At 62.2% G+C, this 18,338-nt stretch carries 15 protein-coding genes; 1 reads left to right on the top strand and 14 read right to left on the bottom strand.

Annotated elements, in window-relative coordinates:
• Window positions 1-9: 9 nt before the first annotated feature.
• From F3J24_RS04390 to F3J24_RS04410, 5 genes are all read right to left on the bottom strand, one after another.
• Window positions 10-231 (bottom strand): hypothetical protein, encoded by a 222-nt coding sequence (locus F3J24_RS04390; protein ID WP_167003036.1) that lies wholly within the window; start codon window positions 229-231, stop codon window positions 10-12.
• Window positions 232-251: 20 nt separating this feature from the next.
• Window positions 252-1,049: a DUF2189 domain-containing protein gene (locus F3J24_RS04395; protein ID WP_167003039.1), complete on the bottom strand. Its 798-nt coding sequence runs from the start codon at window positions 1,047-1,049 to the stop codon at window positions 252-254.
• 223 nt (window positions 1,050-1,272) lie between these two features.
• A complete protein-coding gene (locus F3J24_RS04400; RefSeq protein ID WP_167003040.1) occupies window positions 1,273-2,496 on the bottom strand; it encodes a PLP-dependent transferase in 1,224 nt (407 codons plus the stop codon).
• An 84-nt stretch (window positions 2,497-2,580) separates the two neighbouring features.
• Window positions 2,581-3,087 carry a BON domain-containing protein gene (locus tag F3J24_RS04405; RefSeq protein ID WP_167003042.1) on the bottom strand — a complete coding sequence of 169 codons (507 nt, stop codon included), beginning with the start codon at window positions 3,085-3,087 and terminating at the stop codon, window positions 2,581-2,583.
• A 176-nt stretch (window positions 3,088-3,263) separates the two neighbouring features.
• Window positions 3,264-4,529 carry an MFS transporter gene (locus F3J24_RS04410; protein WP_167003479.1) on the bottom strand — a complete coding sequence of 422 codons (1,266 nt, stop codon included), beginning with the start codon at window positions 4,527-4,529 and terminating at the stop codon, window positions 3,264-3,266.
• Between the two features lie 274 nt (window positions 4,530-4,803).
• On the opposite strand from F3J24_RS04410, the gene F3J24_RS04415 reads away from it, so the two are divergent.
• Window positions 4,804-5,835: a patatin-like phospholipase family protein gene (locus F3J24_RS04415; RefSeq protein ID WP_167003044.1), complete on the top strand. Its 1,032-nt coding sequence runs from the start codon at window positions 4,804-4,806 to the stop codon at window positions 5,833-5,835.
• 60 nt (window positions 5,836-5,895) lie between these two features.
• Here the strand turns inward: F3J24_RS04415 and F3J24_RS04420 are convergent, their stop codons facing one another.
• The 9 genes from F3J24_RS04420 to F3J24_RS04460 all read right to left on the bottom strand — a co-directional run bounded on the left by F3J24_RS04420 (window position 5,896) and on the right by F3J24_RS04460 (window position 18,208).
• The gene (locus tag F3J24_RS04420) at window positions 5,896-7,755 is read right to left on the bottom strand and encodes an acyl-CoA dehydrogenase (protein WP_167003046.1); all 1,860 of its coding nucleotides are present in this window, start codon (window positions 7,753-7,755) and stop codon (window positions 5,896-5,898) included.
• A 138-nt stretch (window positions 7,756-7,893) separates the two neighbouring features.
• On the bottom strand, window positions 7,894-9,069 hold the full coding sequence (locus F3J24_RS04425; protein WP_003069486.1) for an acetyl-CoA C-acyltransferase: 1,176 nt from the start codon (window positions 9,067-9,069) through the stop codon (window positions 7,894-7,896).
• A 158-nt stretch (window positions 9,070-9,227) separates the two neighbouring features.
• On the bottom strand, window positions 9,228-11,327 hold the full coding sequence (locus F3J24_RS04430; RefSeq protein ID WP_167003048.1) for a 3-hydroxyacyl-CoA dehydrogenase NAD-binding domain-containing protein: 2,100 nt from the start codon (window positions 11,325-11,327) through the stop codon (window positions 9,228-9,230).
• Between the two features lie 250 nt (window positions 11,328-11,577).
• Window positions 11,578-12,273, bottom strand: coding sequence for an ABC transporter ATP-binding protein (locus tag F3J24_RS04435; RefSeq protein WP_003053748.1), 696 nt, complete (start codon window positions 12,271-12,273; stop codon window positions 11,578-11,580).
• Between the two features lies 1 nt (window position 12,274).
• Window positions 12,275-13,093, bottom strand: coding sequence for an ABC transporter ATP-binding protein (locus F3J24_RS04440; protein ID WP_051962206.1), 819 nt, complete (start codon window positions 13,091-13,093; stop codon window positions 12,275-12,277).
• Window positions 13,094-13,096: 3 nt separating this feature from the next.
• Window positions 13,097-14,437 (bottom strand): branched-chain amino acid ABC transporter permease, encoded by a 1,341-nt coding sequence (locus tag F3J24_RS04445; RefSeq protein WP_043373754.1) that lies wholly within the window; start codon window positions 14,435-14,437, stop codon window positions 13,097-13,099.
• 3 nt (window positions 14,438-14,440) lie between these two features.
• Window positions 14,441-15,394: a branched-chain amino acid ABC transporter permease gene (locus F3J24_RS04450; RefSeq protein WP_043373756.1), complete on the bottom strand. Its 954-nt coding sequence runs from the start codon at window positions 15,392-15,394 to the stop codon at window positions 14,441-14,443.
• Window positions 15,395-15,507: 113 nt separating this feature from the next.
• Complete coding sequence (locus F3J24_RS04455) at window positions 15,508-16,743, bottom strand: branched-chain amino acid ABC transporter substrate-binding protein (RefSeq protein WP_043373759.1); 1,236 nt, start codon at window positions 16,741-16,743, stop codon at window positions 15,508-15,510.
• 229 nt (window positions 16,744-16,972) lie between these two features.
• Window positions 16,973-18,208, bottom strand: a complete 1,236-nt coding sequence (locus F3J24_RS04460; protein ID WP_003053735.1) for a branched-chain amino acid ABC transporter substrate-binding protein — start codon at window positions 18,206-18,208, stop codon at window positions 16,973-16,975.
• Window positions 18,209-18,338: the final 130 nt, after the last annotated feature.

An 18,338-nucleotide genomic window follows, 5' to 3' on the forward strand; every position in this document is an offset into this window, starting at 1 on the left:
CGCGCAGCCTCAGTCGCTGCCGCCGCCTCCGCCATCACCGCCGGAATCGCCACTGTCCGTGCTGCAGGCACTCTCGCCGTTGCCCGAGCCACAAAAATAGCTGTCGTTGAAGACGTCGCTGCCGTCTTCACGGCTGCTCGCCGAAGTCCATGCCAGCTGCGAATCGGCGCTGCGCCCCGGCACGCCGGACTGAGGCGAGAAGACTTTTTTCAACCAGTTCCAGAACTCCATGGCATCCCCCTCATTGCGCCTTAGGCAGCGACCTCCTTGCTTTCGGCGCGGACGCTGGCTTTATACGCATGCCAGCTGGCACAGCCCAGCAGCGGCCCGATGACGATCAGACCCACACTGTAGAGCAGCAGCGAGGCCGCGATCAACATGGTGATGATCAGCCCCCACAGCAGCATCACGCCCGTGTTGGCGCCCACCACACGCATGCTGGTGATACAGGCCGTCAGCGCATCGGTATCCAGATCGAGAATCGTGGGCAACGAAACCACCATGCTGGCAAACACCAGGGCCGCAAATATCCCGCCAACCGCGCTGTAGCCCAGCAGGAACTCCCAGTTCTCGGGGCGCAGCAGGGTCTGCAGCAACGTTGCCGTGCTGGGCATGCCGGTGTCGAACGAGATAGCAAACACCACCATGGCGGCGCGCCCCCAGAGCATCTCCAGCACCATCAGCACCATCACCAGCATGCCCATGCTGGCCAGGTGTCGGTCCCAGCAGGTCAGCGACTGCGACAGCAGCACGGGCTTGCCCTGCTCCAGCTGCTTGCTGACGTAGTACAGGCCCATGGCCATGAAGGGGCCGACCAGCAGACAGCCGCTGGCCATGGACATCACATATTCGGGACTGGAGCGGAACACCCAGGCCAGCAGCCGCGCCATGCCCCAGAAGCACAGGCCGTAGAACAGCGCAATCATGGGTGCGCGCCGCACATCGTGCAGTCCGAGCAGCAGCCACTGCCAGGGCTCGCTCCAGCGCAGTTGCAGAATCTGCAGATTGCCGGACTCAGCCTTGACTTCGGAAACAGGGGAAGCTTGCATGCGAGACCCTCCTTGTCGCCCATGCCGCGCCTCGGGGGCGGCAGCCGACAGGAACAAGTTACCCGCTCAGCCCTGAATCTGCATTGCGGAAAGCCCGCATGCTGGCCTCCGCGTATTCACTATAAAAACAAGAGCTTATAGCGCTCGACTATTGTTGACTTCAATCAAAAACCACATTGAAATCGCCTGTAGACAAGCGCCACCAGCTCTCATTTGAATAGCTTCACCCAAAAGCCTTGAGCAGCGCCTGGGCCAGATCGGCCTGCAGATCGGTCGCATCCTCGAGGCCGATGGCAAAGCGCACCACGGTCCCCGCTTTGATATGCGGGGTGGCACGGCTGCGCATCTCGGGCAGCTCGTAGGGCACGACCAGACTCACCGGCCCGCCCCAGCTGTAACCCAGCTTGAACAGGCGCAGGCTGTCGCAGAAGCGATCCACGGCCGCCTGATCGAAGCGTTCGTCGATGACCACGCTGAACAGACCGGCGGCCACGCCATCCTGACCCTGGCCTTGTGCGCACAGCTGCTTCCAGTAAGCATGGCCCGGGGCGTCAGGCATGGCGGGGTGCAAGACCTGCGCCACCGCACTGTGGGTGGCCAGCCACTGCGCCAGCTGGCGTGCCGAGCGATCCTGTGCGTGATAGCGCAGACCAATGCTGGGCAGGCTGCGCAGCACGGCCTCGGCGTCGTTGCCGCTCACGCCCAGACCCAGGCGCATGTGCGCGAGCTTGATGCGCATATGCAGGGGCTGGTTGCGCGTGATGATGCTGCCCATCAGCACATCGCCGCCGCCGCTGGGGTACTTGGTCAGTGCATGGGCCGTGACATCGACACCCAGGCTGCCGTCGCCCAGCAGGTCGAAGGGGCGAAAAGCCAGGCCCGCGCCCCAGGTGTTGTCCAGCACCATGGTCACACCCCTGGCCCGGCACAGGCGAACCTGCTCGACGAGATTCGGGAACTCCATGGTGACCGAGCCCGGAGCTTCCAGCCAGACCAGCTTGGTGGCGGGCGTGATCTTGGCCGCCAGATCTTCGACACTCATGGGGTCGTAGTACTGGTGGCCGATGCCGAAATGGGTCAGCTCGCCTTCGGTCAGCGTCTTGTTGGGGCCGTAGACGTTATCGGGAACGAGCACCTCGTCGCCCGTCCTGAGCAGCGCCAGCGACACCGTGGCAATCGCGGCCAGGCCGCTGGGCACCAGCAGGCATTGCAGGCCACCCTCCAGCGAAGCCAGACGCTCTTCCAGCGCATAGGTCGTGGGCGTGCCATGCAGGCCGTAGGTGTAGCTGCTCTTGTCCAGCCAGCGGCGTTCTCGCATGGCCTGCACGTTCTCGAAGTACACGGTCGAAGCCTTGTGCACGGCCGGCTGCGGGCCTTCGAAGTCCGTCGGAGCCTTGTAGGGATGGTGAATCAGGTGGGTGGAAAGCTTGTGGTCGGCTTGGGTCATGCCCTGATCTTAGTGCCATGCGAGCACAAAAAAGCCAGAGGGCTTGCGCGCTCTGGCTTCATGCGAAATGCCGGCAGAAAGGTATCAACCAGCCTTCACGGTCAGATTGTTGTTGACCGAGGTCACACCCTTGGCAGCCTTGGCGATATCGCCGGCCTGGGTCTTGACGGCTTCGCTGGGCACGGTGCCGGTCAGGGTCACTGCGCCGGCCTTGGTGTCCACATTGATCTGCAGCGCGCTGATTTCCGGGGCCTTGATCAGGTCGGTCTTGACGGCGGCGGTGATGCCTGCGTCATCCAGGGCTGCACCCGCCTTGGCAGCGCCCTCTTCCATCTTCTCGCCAGCCTTGTCCACAGCAGCGCCAGCAGCTTCACCAGCCTTGGCCAGTGCATCGGCAGCCGCATCGCCGGCCTTGACCGTGCCTTCTTCAATCTTGGTGCCTGCATTTTCCGCAGCCTTCTCGGTCTGGGAAATGGCGGAATCGAGCTTCTGGCCAGCGGTCTTGTCTTCGGACTTGCCGCAGGCAGCCAAGCCAAAGGCCAAGGCGGTAATGGCCAGAACTTGAGCGGAACGCTTGAACATAGTGGTCATATCGATTTCTCCCTTAATGCTTGCAAAAACATGACTAGTAACTGTAACCAGCCCCCATTTTGGCCCGGATACGAACTTTTCCCGCATCCCTGTAGGACAAATTTATCCAAATTTGTGACACTTTATTAATGAATGTTAGTTTCTGTTCTTTGCAGAAACTGTCTGAAAGCCCTGCCTCAGTCCACAGCCTCCCGTATGCGCGGATGGCACGCAAATGCCAGTCCCAACAGGGTAGCCAACAGCATGACAAAACAGGCAAACAGGCTCACGGCCAGCGTGATGCTCCAGCGGTCGGCAATCCAGCCCACGACCAGCATGGGCAGCATGGAGCCGAGCAAGCCTATGGTCTGATAGGTGGACAGCAAGCCTGCCCGGTTGTCAGGCCCCGCAAGACGGCCGACCATGCTCATGCCGGCCAGCATGCACATGCCATGCCCGAGCGCCGTCAGACACACTCCCAGGACAAACAGCAGCATCGATCGGGCCTGCAGGTTCAACATCAGCACGGCGTTGCTGAGCGCCAGCAGCGCCATCCCGGCAAAGCCGCAGCGATGCAGCGGCAGATTGGCAGCCAGGAGCTGAATGCCCGCAGAGACGAGCAGGATCACCGCAATGGCCGTACCGCTGACCACGGGGCCGCTCCAGGCAATCATCTGCTGCAGAAACAGCGGTGCCATGGAGGCATAGAGCCCGAACACGCCAAACGCCACGAACGGATAGCCGCAGGTTAGCGCAAACGCCCGGGAGTCCTCGCGCCCAGGCCAGGTCAGCCGCGGCAGACAGTCCTGCCAGCGCAGGCGAGCAGCCGCTTGGGCAGGCCGCCCTGCATTCAGCTGCGCCGACTCAGGCAGCTTGACCATGAGGACGCCGGCCACGCCAATGCAGCCCAATACCAGCGGCACCAGATAGGCCGTCGCCAAGGGCCAAGGCAGCCACTGCCCGACCACACCGCCGATCAGCGGCCCCAGGCCAAAGCCCAGCACGTTGAGAAAACTGGCCACCATGGCCACACGCCGAGGCTGCAGACGGGTGGCGCCGCTGGCCGCCAGTAGCGTCAGTCCCGTGGTGGCGCTGATGGTGATGAGGCTTGAGGACAGCCCCACCACAAAGCGCCCGACGATCAGGCTGGGCAGATTCCAGGCCAGCATCGAGATCAGCGTGCCCACTAGCGTCAGACACAGAAAGCACAGCATCACGCGCTGGAAACCGATGCGATCGGGCAAACGCCCCAGAAACAGCAGGGCGCACAGCCCACCGCACATATAGAGCACATAAATCAGCGAGATATCGCTGGGCCGCAACTGCCAGTCCTGCTGGTAGAGCGCATACAGCGGGCTGATCAGCGCTGCCCCCAGCACTCCCACCACCAGGCCGAAGCCCACCCACCAGACTGCGGCCTGTGCCGTTGCGACTTCCGCCTGCCATGTATTGCCTTGCGACATCTGCTGCCTCTTCATGGTGCCGCTCCCGCATCAGGGACAGAGCGCGCAGGCCTTCATCCTGCCGCGTCGTCAGAGCGGGCCAGCCACTTGCTTGCGATGGGGACATTGTCGACAGGGCGGCTTGCTCGCGCATAGGCCAAACAAGGGATACATGCCTCAAACGATTTACAGGCAAGCGATGAAAGCTATGCTTTTTGACAAGCAAACCCGCACATCACCGACTCCGGCACCCATCGCTATACTTTGCGCCCTAATGACAGCAGGATTTCCCGGCATGCGCCCGAACGTTTTTTTGCGCCCTTTGCTCTGTTTGAGTCTGCTTGGCCTTGCCGCCTGCGGCAGCAATCCGCCCAGCCCCGCAGCGACACCCGAGCCGCCTACCGCCACCGCCTCGGCCCCCGCGATCAAGATCGGCCTGGCCCTGGGCGGCGGCGCGGCCAAGGGCTTTGCCCATATCGGGGTCATCAAGATGCTCGAGGCCAATGGCCTGACTCCCTCGTTCGTGGCCGGCACCAGCGCCGGCAGCGTGGTGGGCGCGCTCTATGCGAGCGGCATGAACGCCTTCGAGCTGCAGGAAAAAGCTGTAGCGTTGGACGAGGCCAAGATCCGCGACCTGCAACTGTCCTCCGGCGGTCTGGTACTGGGCCAGAAGCTCGAAGACTATGTGAACGAACAGGTGCACCGCAAGCCGCTGGAGCAGATGGCCAAGCCCTTTGTCGCCATCGCAACGCGCCTGGAAGACGGCGAACGCACGGTGTTTGCCCGTGGCAACGTGGGCCAGGCTGTGCGCGCCTCCAGCAGCGTGCCCGGCGTGTTTCAGCCGGTCACCATCGGCAAGTACCACTATGTGGACGGCGGCATTGTCAGCCCCGTACCCGTGGATGCCGTGCGCAATCTGGGGGCCGACATCGTGATTGCAGTGGACATCTCCAACAAGGCCAGCGGCAAGACCCCGGCCAATATGCTGGGCGCGCTCAATCAGTCGATTGCCATCATGGGCCAGAAGCTGGGCCAGGCCGAGCTGGCACGCGCCGACATCATCATCCGCCCCAAGGTGCTGGACATCGGCCCGGCCGACTTCGCTCAGCGCAGCCATGCGATTGTGGAAGGCGAGAAGGCGGCTGCGGCGCTGATGCCGCAGATTCGCGAACGCATCGCCCAGCTGCGCGCCGAGCGTGCCAAGGCCACCCAGGTGGCGCAGCAAAAAGCCGCTGAAGCCAGCTATCAGGAGTGCCTGAAACAGCGCTCCAGCCTGCAGAAGCTCTCCGGCATGGTGGGCATGAGCGATAACTGCGAAAGGCCCTGAGCCGAGCGCTCGACAACAAAAAGGCCCGCTGACGCGGGCCTTTTTGTTGTGCTGCGCGGCTTAGAACGCCTCTTCCTCCATACCTGCACAGGTCATGTCGCGCGCCTTGACCACCTGCAGCCAGGCACCGATGCGCGGCAGCTCGTACTGGAAGAAGTAGCGCTGCGCCGCCATGCTGCCGCGATGGGCGGCAATCGCCAGATCCCTGTCCATGGCCAGCACGGCCAGCGCCACATCCAGCCAGATCCAGGCCAGCACCATATGGCCGAAGGCCTGCATATAGGGCACGGCATTGGCCAGGGCCTCCTGGGGATTGCCGCTCGCCCAGGCCGCCTTGGTGGCGGCGCCCACATCGGCCAATGCCCGCGCCAGCTGGTTGGCATGGCTTGCCAGCTTTTCATGCTGCACGGCACGCTGGATGGTGGCGTTGATGCGGGCCGCCAGCAGTTGCAGCCCCTTGCCACCGTCCATGACGACCTTGCGGCCCAGCAGATCCATGGCCTGGATGCCATGCGTGCCCTCGTGAATCATGTTCAGGCGGTTGTCGCGCCAGTACTGCTCGACCGCGAAGTCGCGCGTATAGCCATAGCCCCCATGGATCTGGATGGCCAGCGAATTGGCTTCCAGGCAGAACTCGCTGGGCCAGCTCTTGGCCACCGGCGTCAACACCTCCAGCAGCAGCCTGGCTTCTGCCGCCTCCTGGCTCTGGCCTGTGTACTGCTCGTCCACCAGCCTCGCGCACAGCAGGTTCAGGGCCAGCGCGCCTTCGCAATAGGCCTTCTGCGCCAGCAGCATGCGCTTGACGTCGGCATGCTCGATGATGCGCGACTGTGGCCGGCTCGCATCCTTGCCGCCCTCGCCTATGGGGCGGCCCTGAGGGCGGCTTTGCGCATATTCAAGACTGGCGTGGTAGCCCGCCATGCCCAGCATGGAAGCCGCCATGCCGATGGAGATGCGCGCCTCGTTCATCATGTGGAACATGCATTTGAGGCCCTCGCCGGGCTTGCCGACCAGATAGCCGATCGCACCCGCGCCGCGGCCATCCAGGCCCCCGCCATGCTGGCCGCGCACCGGGTATCTGCCTTCGCCGAAATTGAGCAAGGTATTGGTCGTGCCGCGCCAGCCCAGCTTGTGGTTGAGGCCCGCCAGGGCCACGTCGTTGCGCTCGCCAGTCAGCCGCCCCTCGGCATCGACCAGCTTCTTGGGCACGATGAACAGCGAAATGCCCTTCACGCCCGCAATGGTCTTGCCATCGGCGCCGGGAATCTTGGCCAGCACCAGGTGCACGATGTTCTCGGTCATCTCGTGGTCGCCCGAGCTGATCCACATCTTGTTGCCCTTGAGGCGATAACGCGGCCCCAGCGCATCGCTCTCGTACTCGACGCCATCAGGCTCGGCGCGCGTGGCGATGTCCGACAGCGAGGAGCCCGCCTGCGGCTCGGACAAGGCCATGGTGCCGGCCCAGCGGCCGTTGAACTCATTGGCGGCAAAGACTTTTTTCTGGCGCTCGGTGCCATGGGCCATGATGGCGTTGGCATTGCCCGAGGTCAGCATGTTCGAACCAATGCTGATCGAGGCCGCTGCAAAAAAGCAGTTGGCCGCCGCCTCCACGGTATAGGGCAGCTGCATGCCGCCCATCTCGTAGTCCTGGGCCGCGCTGAGCATGCCCGAGTCGGCATAGGCCTCGCGCGCTTCATAGGTGCATTGGGGCAGGATGACCTTCTCACCATCGAACTGCGGCTCCTGCAAGTCCACCGTGCGGTTGAAGGGCGCGTATTTCTCCCGCGCGATGCGCTCGCAGGTATCCATCACCGCATCAAAGGTATCACGCGAATGATCGGCAAAGCGTGAGCGACTGGTCAGCCCTTCGGCCTGCAGCCAGTCGTAGAGCAGAAAGTCAATGGTGGAACGCAGGCGCATAGATTACCTATCAGAACAGGCCTCACCGCTTATGCATAAAGCGATCAAAGCTATCAATTTTATAAACCCAGAGGAGAAAAAAGCCGCCTCCAGCCCCAACCCCCAGGTGGCCAGAAGACGGCTTGACCCAAGCCCTGCTTACAGGACTTCAAACACGCCTGCCGCGCCCATGCCGCCGCCGATGCACATGGTCACGCAGACACGCTTGGCGCCGCGGCGCTTGCCCTCGATCAGTGCATGGCCCGTCAGGCGCTGGCCCGAGACGCCATAGGGGTGGCCCACTGCAATCGCGCCGCCGTTGACGTTGAGCCTGTCGGCCGGAATGCCCAGCTTGTCGCGGCAGTAGATGACCTGCACGGCAAAGGCTTCGTTGAGCTCCCACAGGTCGATATCGTTGATCGACAGACCCAGCTTCTTGAGCACCTTGGGAATGGCGTAGATGGGGCCGATGCCCATTTCGTCGGGCTCGCAGCCGGCCACGGCAAAGCCCAGGAAACGGCCCAGGGGCTTGAGGCCCTTACGTGAGGCGTATTCCTCGCTGACCACGGCACAGGCGCCGGCGCCGTCGGAGAACTGGCTCGCATTGCCGGCGGTAATCACCCCGCCGGGCAGCGCGCTGCGCAGACCGCTGATGCCTTCCTTGGTCGTGCCCTCGCGAATGCCCTCATCCTTGCTGACGGTCACCTCTTTGGTGATCAGGCCGCGCACCTTGTCGGCCACGCCCATGACGGTCTTCATGGGAGCAATTTCCGCTTCAAACAGGCCGGCCGCCTGTGCCGCAGCCGCTTTCTGCTGGCTGGATGCGCCGTACTCGTCCTGGGCATCGCGGCTGATGTTGTAGCGCTTGGCCACCTGCTCGGCAGTCTGCAGCATGCTCCAGTAGATCTCGGGCTTCATGGCCGTCAGCTCGGGATCGAAAGCCATGTGCGGATTCAGGTGGGGCTGCACGCAGGAGATGCTCTCCAGACCGCCGGCCACCAGCACATCGTTCTCGCCCGCGATGATGCGCTGGGCAGCCAGCGCAATCGCCTGCAGGCCCGAGGAGCAGAAGCGGTTGATGGTCAGCCCCGATGTCGTGACCGGCAGACCTGCACGCATGGCGATCAGACGGGCGACATTGCCGCCCGTCGTGCCTTCGGGCAGGGACATGCCCATGATCACGTCCTCGACCTCGGCGCCCTCAATGCCTGCGCGCTCCACAGCCGCCTTGACGGCGTGGGCACCCAGGGTGGGGCCATAAGTCATGTTGAAAGCGCCCTTCCAGCTCTTGGCCAGCGGAGTGCGCGCGGTAGAAACAATCACTGCGGATGTCATGTTCTGTCCTTTGATTCTGGGTATTTCGTGGCAGATCGCCGTTCACACAGGCCAGCAAATCGACGATTTGCGTTGGAGACGAGGAGCGAAGCCGCAGGCAGTACGAGTAAGTACGACAAGGCTTCGCTACGACGTCTCAAGGTCTGTGTGCGCGGCGCTTAGCTGAACTGCTTGCCTTCGGCGGCCAGCTTGACCAGCAGCGGAGCGGGCTGCCAGAACTTGGCATCGTCGTTGGGATTCTGGGCAAAGCGGCCCATGGCCTGAACCACATTGAACAGGCCGACTTCGCCCGCATAGTGCATGGGGCCGCCGCGCCACAGCGGAAAGCCGTAGCCGGTCAGATACACCATGTCGATATCGCCGGACTTGCTCGCAATGCCGTCCTCCAGAATGTGCGCGCCTTCGTTGACCAGCGCAAAGACCAGGCGCTGCACGATTTCCTCGTCGGAGATCTTGCGCGGCGTCAGCCCCAGGCTCTTGCGATGCTCGTCGATCATCTTGGTCACCACCTCCGAAGGGATGGCGTCGCGCTTGCCGGGCACATAGTCATACCAGCCCGCACCGGTCTTCTGACCAAAGCGGCCCAGCTCGCACAGACGGTCCGCGCTGGCGCTGTACTTCATGTCGGGTTGCTCGACATGGCGACGCTTGCGGATGGCCCAGCCGATATCGTTGCCGGCCAGATCGCCCATGCGGAACGGTCCCATGGCAAAACCGAACTTCTCGATGGCCTTGTCGACCTGCTGTGGCGATGCGCCTTCGTCGAGCAGGAAGCCGGCCTGGCGCGAGTACTGCTCGATCATGCGATTGCCGATAAAGCCGTCGCAGACGCCAGAGACCACGGCCGTCTTCTTGATCTTCTTGGCCACCTTCATCACCGTGGCCAGCACATCCTTGGCCGTGGCCTTACCGCGCACCACTTCCAGCAGCTTCATCACATTGGCGGGACTGAAGAAATGCATGCCCACCACGTCCTGCGGACGCTTGGTGAAGGCGGCGATCTTGTCCACATCCAGGGTCGAAGTGTTGGATGCCAGAATTGCGCCGGGCTTGGCCACTTCATCAAGCTGCTTGAAGACCTGCTCCTTCACGCCCAGTTCCTCGAACACGGCCTCGATGATGAGGTCGGCATTCTTCAGATCGCCATAGTTGAGCGTGGTGGACAGCAGGCCCATGCGCTGCTCGTACTTCTGCTCGGAGAGCTTGCCCTTCTTGACCTGCGCTTCGTAGTTCTTGCGGATGGTCGCCACGCCACGGTCCAGGGCTTCCTGCTTGGTCTCCAGAATCGTGACGGGAATGCCCGCATTCAGGAAGTTCATGGAGATGCCGCCGCCCATGGTGCCGGCACCGATCACGCCCACAGTGCGGATTTCGCGAACTGGCGTGTCTGCGGGCACGTCGGGGATCTTGGAGGCGGCACGCTCGGCCATGAACAGATGGCGCAGCGAACGCGACTCGGGCGTCATCATCAGCTGCATGAAGGCTTCGCGCTCGGCTACCATGCCGTCGTCGAACTTCTTGGTCGTGGCGTTCTTGACGGCTTCCAGGCAGCGCAAGGGCGCAGGGAAGTTCTTGGACATCCCCTGCACCATGGTGGCGGCAAACTCGAAATAGGCCTCGCCCTGGGGATGCTTGCAGGACAAGTCGCGCACACGCGGCAGCGGGCGGACATCGGCGACCTCCAGCGCCAAGGCCTTGGCCTCGGCCAGCAGCGTCTCGGCCGAGGCCGACATCTTGTTGAACAGCTTCTGGCCGGGCAGCGTGGCCAGCATTTCGCTCATCACGGCCTCGCCGCTGACGATCATGTTGAGCGCGGCTTCCACACCCAAGACGCGCGGCAGGCGCTGGGTGCCGCCGGCGCCTGGCAGCAGGCCGAGCTTGACCTCGGGCAGCGCCACGGCCGTGCCGGGAGCCGCAATGCGGTAGTGGCAGCCCAGCGCCAGTTCCAGCCCGCCCCCCATGCAGACGCTGTGGATCGCAGCAATCACAGGCTTGGTCGACAGGTCCAGTTGCTGGATGACCGAAATCAGGTGCGGCTCACGGTAGGCATCTTCCTTGCCGAATTCGGTGATATCGGCTCCGCCCGAGAAGGCCTTGCCGGCCCCGGTGATCACAATGGCCTTGACGGCATTGTCGGCCAGAGCCTGGCGCAAACCTTCGACCACACCTCGTCTGGTGGCCAGACCCAGGCCGTTGACCGGCGGGTTGTTCAAGGTAATGACGGCAATGGCTCCGTCCACTTTGTATTCAGCAGTCATGCTGTTGTCCCCTGTTCAATAAATAGAAAAGAACGGTCGTGCGTTTTTTATTTTCCGAGTTTTGCTGCGTTGCGCAACTGATGCTTGTCCTCAATGAGACATCCCTGGGCCACAACCACTGACGCCATCCCCGTCAGAGATGCCATGCAAGCCGCGGTGCGGCGAGGGCGCCCGGGCGATGGCATCCTCCCCCTCCCGCAAGGCGAGGCAGGGGGAAAGGCGCTAGAGGCGCCCCAGGGCGAGATTCACCTCAAACCTCCAGCCACTCCTTGCGAACCTTTTCGTTCGCCCTGAGGGTCTCGGGAGTGCCGTCAAACACGATATGTCCATGGCCCATGACCAGGGCCCGATCCGAGATATTCATGGCAATGGTCAGCTTTTGCTCGATCAGCAGCACGGACACGCCGCGATCCTTGATCTTCTTGAGGTATTCGCCCACCAGCTCCACGATCTTGGGTGCCAGCCCTTCCGTGGGTTCGTCGATGATGATGAGATCCGGGTCGCCCATCAGCGTTCGGCAGAGCGTGAGCATCTGCTGCTCGCCGCCCGACATCACGCCGGCCTCGGTGTGCTGGCGCTCCTTGAGGCGAGGAAACATGGCATACATATCGTCAAAACCCCAGCGGCTGCTTTTGCCCTTGCCTTTCTGGCCCAGCATCAGGTTCTGATGCACGGTCAGATTGGGGAACACATCGCGGCTCTCCGGCACATAGCCGATACCCAGATGGGCCACCTCATAGGCTTTTTTGCCGTTCAGGTTCTTGCCTTTCCAGTCCAGCGCCCCCTCCCAGTGCACCAGGCCCATGATGGCCTTGGCCGTGGTGGAGCGGCCCGAACCGTTGCGCCCCAGCAAGGCCACGATCTCGCCCGCATGGACCTCGAAGTCCACGCCATGCAACACATGGCTTTTGCCGTAGTAGGCATGCAAATCGTTGATCTTCAGCATCTCAATGCGCTCCTGCCTGTTGGTCTGCGACGGAAGATCCCAGATATGCTTCCTGCACTCTGGCGTTGGCACGCACGGCTTCGGGCGTGTCATAGGCGATGACCTCGCCATAGACCACCACGGCAATCTTGTCCGCGAGCCCGAAGACCACGCCCATGTCGTGCTCCACGGTCAGCAGCGTCTTGCCTTCGGTGACCTTCTTGATCAGCTGGATGAAATGCGCGGTTTCGCTGTTGCTCATGCCGGCCGTGGGCTCGTCCAGCAGGATGACGCTGGCACCGCCGCCGATGGTGATACCGATCTCCAGCGCACGCTGCTCGGCATAGGTCAGGTTCACCGCCAGCGTGTCGCGCTTGCGGTGCAGGCCGATCATCTCCATCAGCTCGTTGGCGCGCTCGTTGGCGTCATGCAGATTGGAGAGAAAGCGCCAGAAGCTGTAGCGATAGCCCAGGCTCCAGAGCACGCTGCAGCGCAGGTTTTCAAACACCGAGAGCTTGGGAAAGATGTTCGTGATCTGAAAGCTGCGCGACAACCCCATGCGATTGATTTCGAAGGGCTTCTTGCCGTTGATGCGCTGGCCGTGCAGCAGCACCTCGCCGCTGCTGGGCTCGAAGCGACCGCTGATCAGATTGAACAGCGTGCTCTTGCCGGCACCGTTGGGGCCGATGATGGCGATACGTTCGCCGGCATTGACCGCGAGGTTGGCGCCGCGAATGATTTCGGTCTTGCCGAAGCTCTTGCGCAGATCACGCAGCTCCAGCGCATGAGAGGACTGCTGCACCACTTGCGCAGCCGGTTGATGGATGGCGATGCTGGACATGGTTCAGCCCTCCCCTTTCTTGATGCTTTCTTCGATCGCTTCCTGTATGCGCCCCCAGCGGCGGGCCGTCAGGCGGCGCACGCCCTCCAGCAGGCCCAGGCCCACCACGAACACCACAATCGCCACGGTCCAGGTGGAGGCTGCGCTGGTGTCCAGCTCGGCGCCCATGAAGGGCACCTTGGGGCCCAGCGCCGCGTTGAGCTGCATGTGATAGATCATCTCGATCAGCGACGCGGCACCGACCACCGTCACGATGCCGGCCGCCAGAATGCCCAGATAGGGCATCAGCAGGCGCTTGAAATGGCCGAACTTGGCTACGCGCAGATTCATCATGATCAGGCTGGCCACACCGCCGGGCGCATACATGACCATGAGCAGGAACACCAGGCCCAGGTACAGCAGCCAGGCCTTGGTCAGCTCGGACAGCAGCACCGAAGCCAGCACCAGCAGCACCGCACCGATGATGGGGCCGAAGAAGAAGGTGGCGCCGCCCAGGAAGGTGAACAGCAGATAGCCGCCCGAGCGCACCACGCTGACACTGTCCATGGCCGTGATGATCTCGAAATTGATGGCCGTCAGTCCGCCGCCGATACCCGCAAAAAAGCCTGCAATGATGAAGGCGAAGTAGCGCACGCGCTGGGTGTTGTAGCCCACGAACTCGACACGCTCGGGGTTGTCGCGCACGGCATTCAGCATGCGCCCCAGCGGCGTGCCGGTGAAGGCGAACATGGCGGCCGTGCAGACGAAGCAGTACACGGCAATCAGGTAATACACCTGCAGACCCGAGCCGAAGTCCAGCCCGAAGAACTTGCTGTAGACACGGTCTGTGGTGATGCCGCCCTCGCCGCCGAAGAACTCGGGGAACATCAGTGCCATGGAGGCCACCAGCTCTCCCAGCCCCATGGTGATCATGGCAAAGGTGGTGCCCGATTTCTTGGTCGTCACATAGCCGAAGAGCGCCGCGAAGAACATGCCCGCCAGGCCGCCCACGATGGGAATCAGCACCAGCGGAATGGCCATCTCGCCTGCGGCGGCCTTGTTCATGGCATGGATGGCCAGGAACGAGCCCAGGCCGGTATAGACCGCATGTCCGAAGCTCAGCATGCCACCCTGTCCCAGCAGGATGTTGTAGGACAGGCAGATGATGATCAGATAGCCGATCTGGCTGAGCATGGTCAGCGCCAGCGAGCTGGTGAAGATCAGCGGCGCCACGATCAGCGCCAGCGCGAACAGACCCCAGACCAGAATGCGCCCTATGTTCAACGGCTTGAAGCGGTAATGTGCCTGCGCCCGAGCTTTGTCTGCAGCAGAAGAATTCATGGGTGTTTTTGCAATCGAAGACATGGCTCAATCTCCTCTGGTACCCAGCAGGCCCTTGGGCCGGAAGATCAGAATCAGCACCAGGAACAGGTAGGGCAGAATCGGCGCGACCTGCGACAGCGTCAGCCGCAGCACGGGCCAGCCGAAGGTGGATTCATTGACCTGATGCCCCATGGAGCTGAACAGGCCGGCCAGCGACCAGTCCAGCGCCACGGCAAAGGTCTGCACAACGCCGATCAGCAGCGAAGCCACGAAAGCCCCGGCCAGCGAGCCCATGCCGCCGACCACCACCACCACAAAAATGATGGAGCCCACGGAGGCCGCCATGGCGGGCTCGGTCACATAGGTGTTGCCACCGATCACACCGGCCAGACCTGCCAGCGCGCAGCCGCCGCCAAACACCAGCATGAAGACGCGCGGCACGTTGTGGCCCAGCGCCTCCACCATTTCGGGGTTCTTCAGCGCGGCCTGGATCACCAGGCCGATGCGCGTGCGCGTCAGCAACAGCCAGACGGCCACCAGCATCAGCAGCGCCACCAGCATCACAAAGGAGCGCGACTTGGGGAACTGCGTGCCGTACAAGGTAAACAGCGGCCCCTGCAGCGCCGCAGGCAGCGCATAGGGCACGGTGCCGCGCCCCCAGACGAGCTGCACCACTTCCAGAATCAGATAGGACAGGCCAAAAGTCACCAGCAGCTCGGGCACATGACCGTACTTGTGCACGCGGCGCAGGCTGTAGCGCTCGAACAGCGCCCCCAGCACGCCCACCAGCACCGGGCTGAAAAATAGCGCGGGCCAGAACCCGATGATGCCGCTGAGCGTGTATGCGAAATACGCGCCCAGCATGTAGAAGCTGGTGTGGGCGAAATTCAGCACGCCCATCATGCTGAAGATCAGCGTCAGACCGGAGCTGAGCATGAAGAGCAGCAGCCCGTAGCTCACGCCGTTGAGCATGGATATGGTGAAAAATTCAGGCGTCATCGACTTGCCTTGTTCTCATGAGCGAAAAGACCGCTGCAGCACTGCACCTGTTATGCGTTCTGGTCGGTGCGGATGCTGCAGCACGAGGGAGGGTGAGAATATGCGAGCCTGACTCAGGACGGACGCTTCATCTGGCAGCTGGTGGGCGTGCTGGCCACATAGGGCTCGTAGTACTTCACGGGCGCGAAGGTGTAGCCGGTGTTTTCGGCGTCATAGGGGAACTTGCCACCCGCCTTCTGCCACTTCGAGATGTACAGGCCCTGCTGCAACTGGTGGTCGCTCTTGCGCATTTCGACTTCGCCATTGAAGCTTTTGATCTTCATGCCTTCGAGAGCCGCCGCCACCTTGACCGGGTCGGTGGAGCCCGTCTTGACAAAGGCCGCATCCAGCAAGGCGAACACATGGTAGATCGAGCTTTGCGTCAGGTCGTCGTTGAACTTCTTCTTGAAGCTCTCCATGCTGGCCTGAATCGGCGCTCCCATGTTGTAGTGCCCGTAAGTCACGGTATAGACCTTGCCGTCGGAGGCCGCACCCATGGCGGTGGGAGCGCCGGCGCCAAACGCGTAATAGGTATAGAACTTGACGTTGTTCAGGCCGGCGTCATTGGCGGCTTTGAGCAGCAGCGACAGATCGGCCCCCCAGTTGCCGGTGATCACCGTATCGGCACCCGACTGCTTGATCTTGGCCACATAGGGCGCGAAGTCGCGTACCTGGGCCAGCGGAGAAAAGTCATCGCCCACGATCTGCACATCGGGACGCTTTCTCTTGAGCAGGTCCTTGGCGTACTTGGACACCTGCTGACCGTGCCCGTAGTTCTGGTTGATCAGGTAGACCTTCTTGACCTCGGCATCGTCCTTCATGTAGGTGGTCAGTGCCTCCATCTTCATGGAGGTATCGGCATCGAGACGGAAATGCCAGTAGCTGCACTTGCTGTTGGTCAGGTCCGGGTCCACGGCCGCGTAGTTGAGATAGAGCAGCTCCTTGCCCTTGTTGCGGCTGTTGTGCTTTTCCAGCGCATCCATGATGGCCAGCGCCGGTCCCGAGCCATTGCCCTGCGTCACATAGCGCACGCCTTGATCCATGGCCGAGCGCAGCGCGGCCGTGGTTTCCTGCGGGCTGAGCTTGTTGTCCAGCGCCACGATCTCGAACTTCACGCCCGAGGCATTTTTCTTGTTGAACTCCTCCGCCAGCAGCTGAAAGGTCTTGAGCTGATTCGTTCCCACGGCGGCCATCAGGCCCGACAAGGGATCGATCCAGGCGATCTTGACGGTTTCGCCCTTCTGAGCCCAGGCTCCACCTGCACTCACGGCCATGGCCGAGACGGCCACTGCTCGCATAACCCATTTCATACTTGTCTCCTTTCACCATTTTTGCTAGCGACTGACGCCAATCTACCGGTCGGTAGACTTTTTCCCGCTGGGGAAAGCCTTAGGAACTATCACGCATGCGACTTGCCAGGCCGATTCGCGGCAGTTGGCGACACTTGCGCGACAGCTGATCGCACTTGCAGACGAATGAAACCCGCGATCAAAAAAGGGCGCCACCAGGGCGCCCCAAATCCGCTTCTCCCGCATCGCCTCAGGAGGGACGCTTCATCTGGCAGCTGGTGGGAGTGCTGGCCACATAGGGTTCAAAGTACTTCACGGGTGCAAAGGTATAGCCCGTGTTCTCGGAGTCCATGGGGTATTTGCCGCCGGCCTTTTCCCAGCGCGCGATGTACAGACCCTGCTGCAGCTGGTGATCGCTCTTGCGCATCTCGACTTCGCCGTTGTAGTTCTGGAACTTCATGCCCTCCATGGTCGCCGCGACCTTGACGGGATCGGTAGTCTTGGCCTTGGCAAAAGCCTGATCGAGCATGTTCAGCCCCGTGTACACGGTGCCGGTGTACATATCCTCGTTGACCTTGGCCTTGAAGCCCTTGACGATCTTGTCCATGGCGCCGGGCATGTTCAAGTGACCGTAGCCCACCATATAGACCTTACCGGCCGCTGCCGCACCCATGGCCGTGGGAGCTCCCGTGGCAATGGCGTAATAGGTGTAGAACTTGACGTTGTTCAGGCCCGCATCGTTGGCAGCCTTGATCAGCAGTGCCAGGTCCGAACCCCAGTTGCCCGTGATCACCGTGTCCGCGCCCGACTGCTTGATCTTGGCCACATAGGGCGCAAAGTCGCGCACCTGGGCCAGCGGCGAGAAGTCGTCACCCACGACCTCCACATCGGGGCGCTTGCGCTTGAGCATCTCCTTGGCGTACTTGGACACCTGCTGGCCATGCGAGTAGTTCTGGTTGATCAGATAGACCTTCTTGATCTCTGGCACGTCCTTCATATACGTGGTCAAGGCCTCCATCTTCATGGAGGTATCGGCATCGAGTCGGAAATGCCAGTAGCTGCACTTGCTGTTGGTCAGATCGGGGTCCACGGCCGCATAGTTGAGGAACACGACCTCCTTGCCCTTGTTGCGCGCATTGTGCTTTTCCAGCGCATCCATGATGGCCAGCGCCGGTCCCGAGCCGTTGCCCTGGAACACATAGCGCACGCCCTGGTCCATGGCCGAACGCAGCGCGGCCGTGGTCTCCTGCGGGCTGAGCTTGTTGTCGATGCCGATGATCTCGAACTTCACTCCCGAAGCATTGCCCTTGTTGAGTTCCTCTGCCACGTACTGCAAGCTTTTGAGCTGGTTGGAACCCAGCGCTGCCATCAGGCCCGAGAGCGGGTCAATCCAGGCGACCTTGACGGTCTCTCCCTTCTGGGCCATCGCACTCCCCGCGCACGCCAGGATCACCGATGCTGTCAAAGCCTTGATTGCAAACTTCATAGAGCGTCTCCGTTGGTGTTTATGAGCGACGCCCAGACTAAAGGGCAAGCCAGCGCCTGCGGCCTGGGGGTTGCCCTAGCGCATATCACATTGGCGACTGCAGGGTTTACCTCAGGCCATAAGTTCAAAA

This window comes from Comamonas sp. Tr-654 (assembly GCF_011752915.1).
Taxonomy (GTDB): domain Bacteria; phylum Pseudomonadota; class Gammaproteobacteria; order Burkholderiales; family Burkholderiaceae_C; genus Comamonas.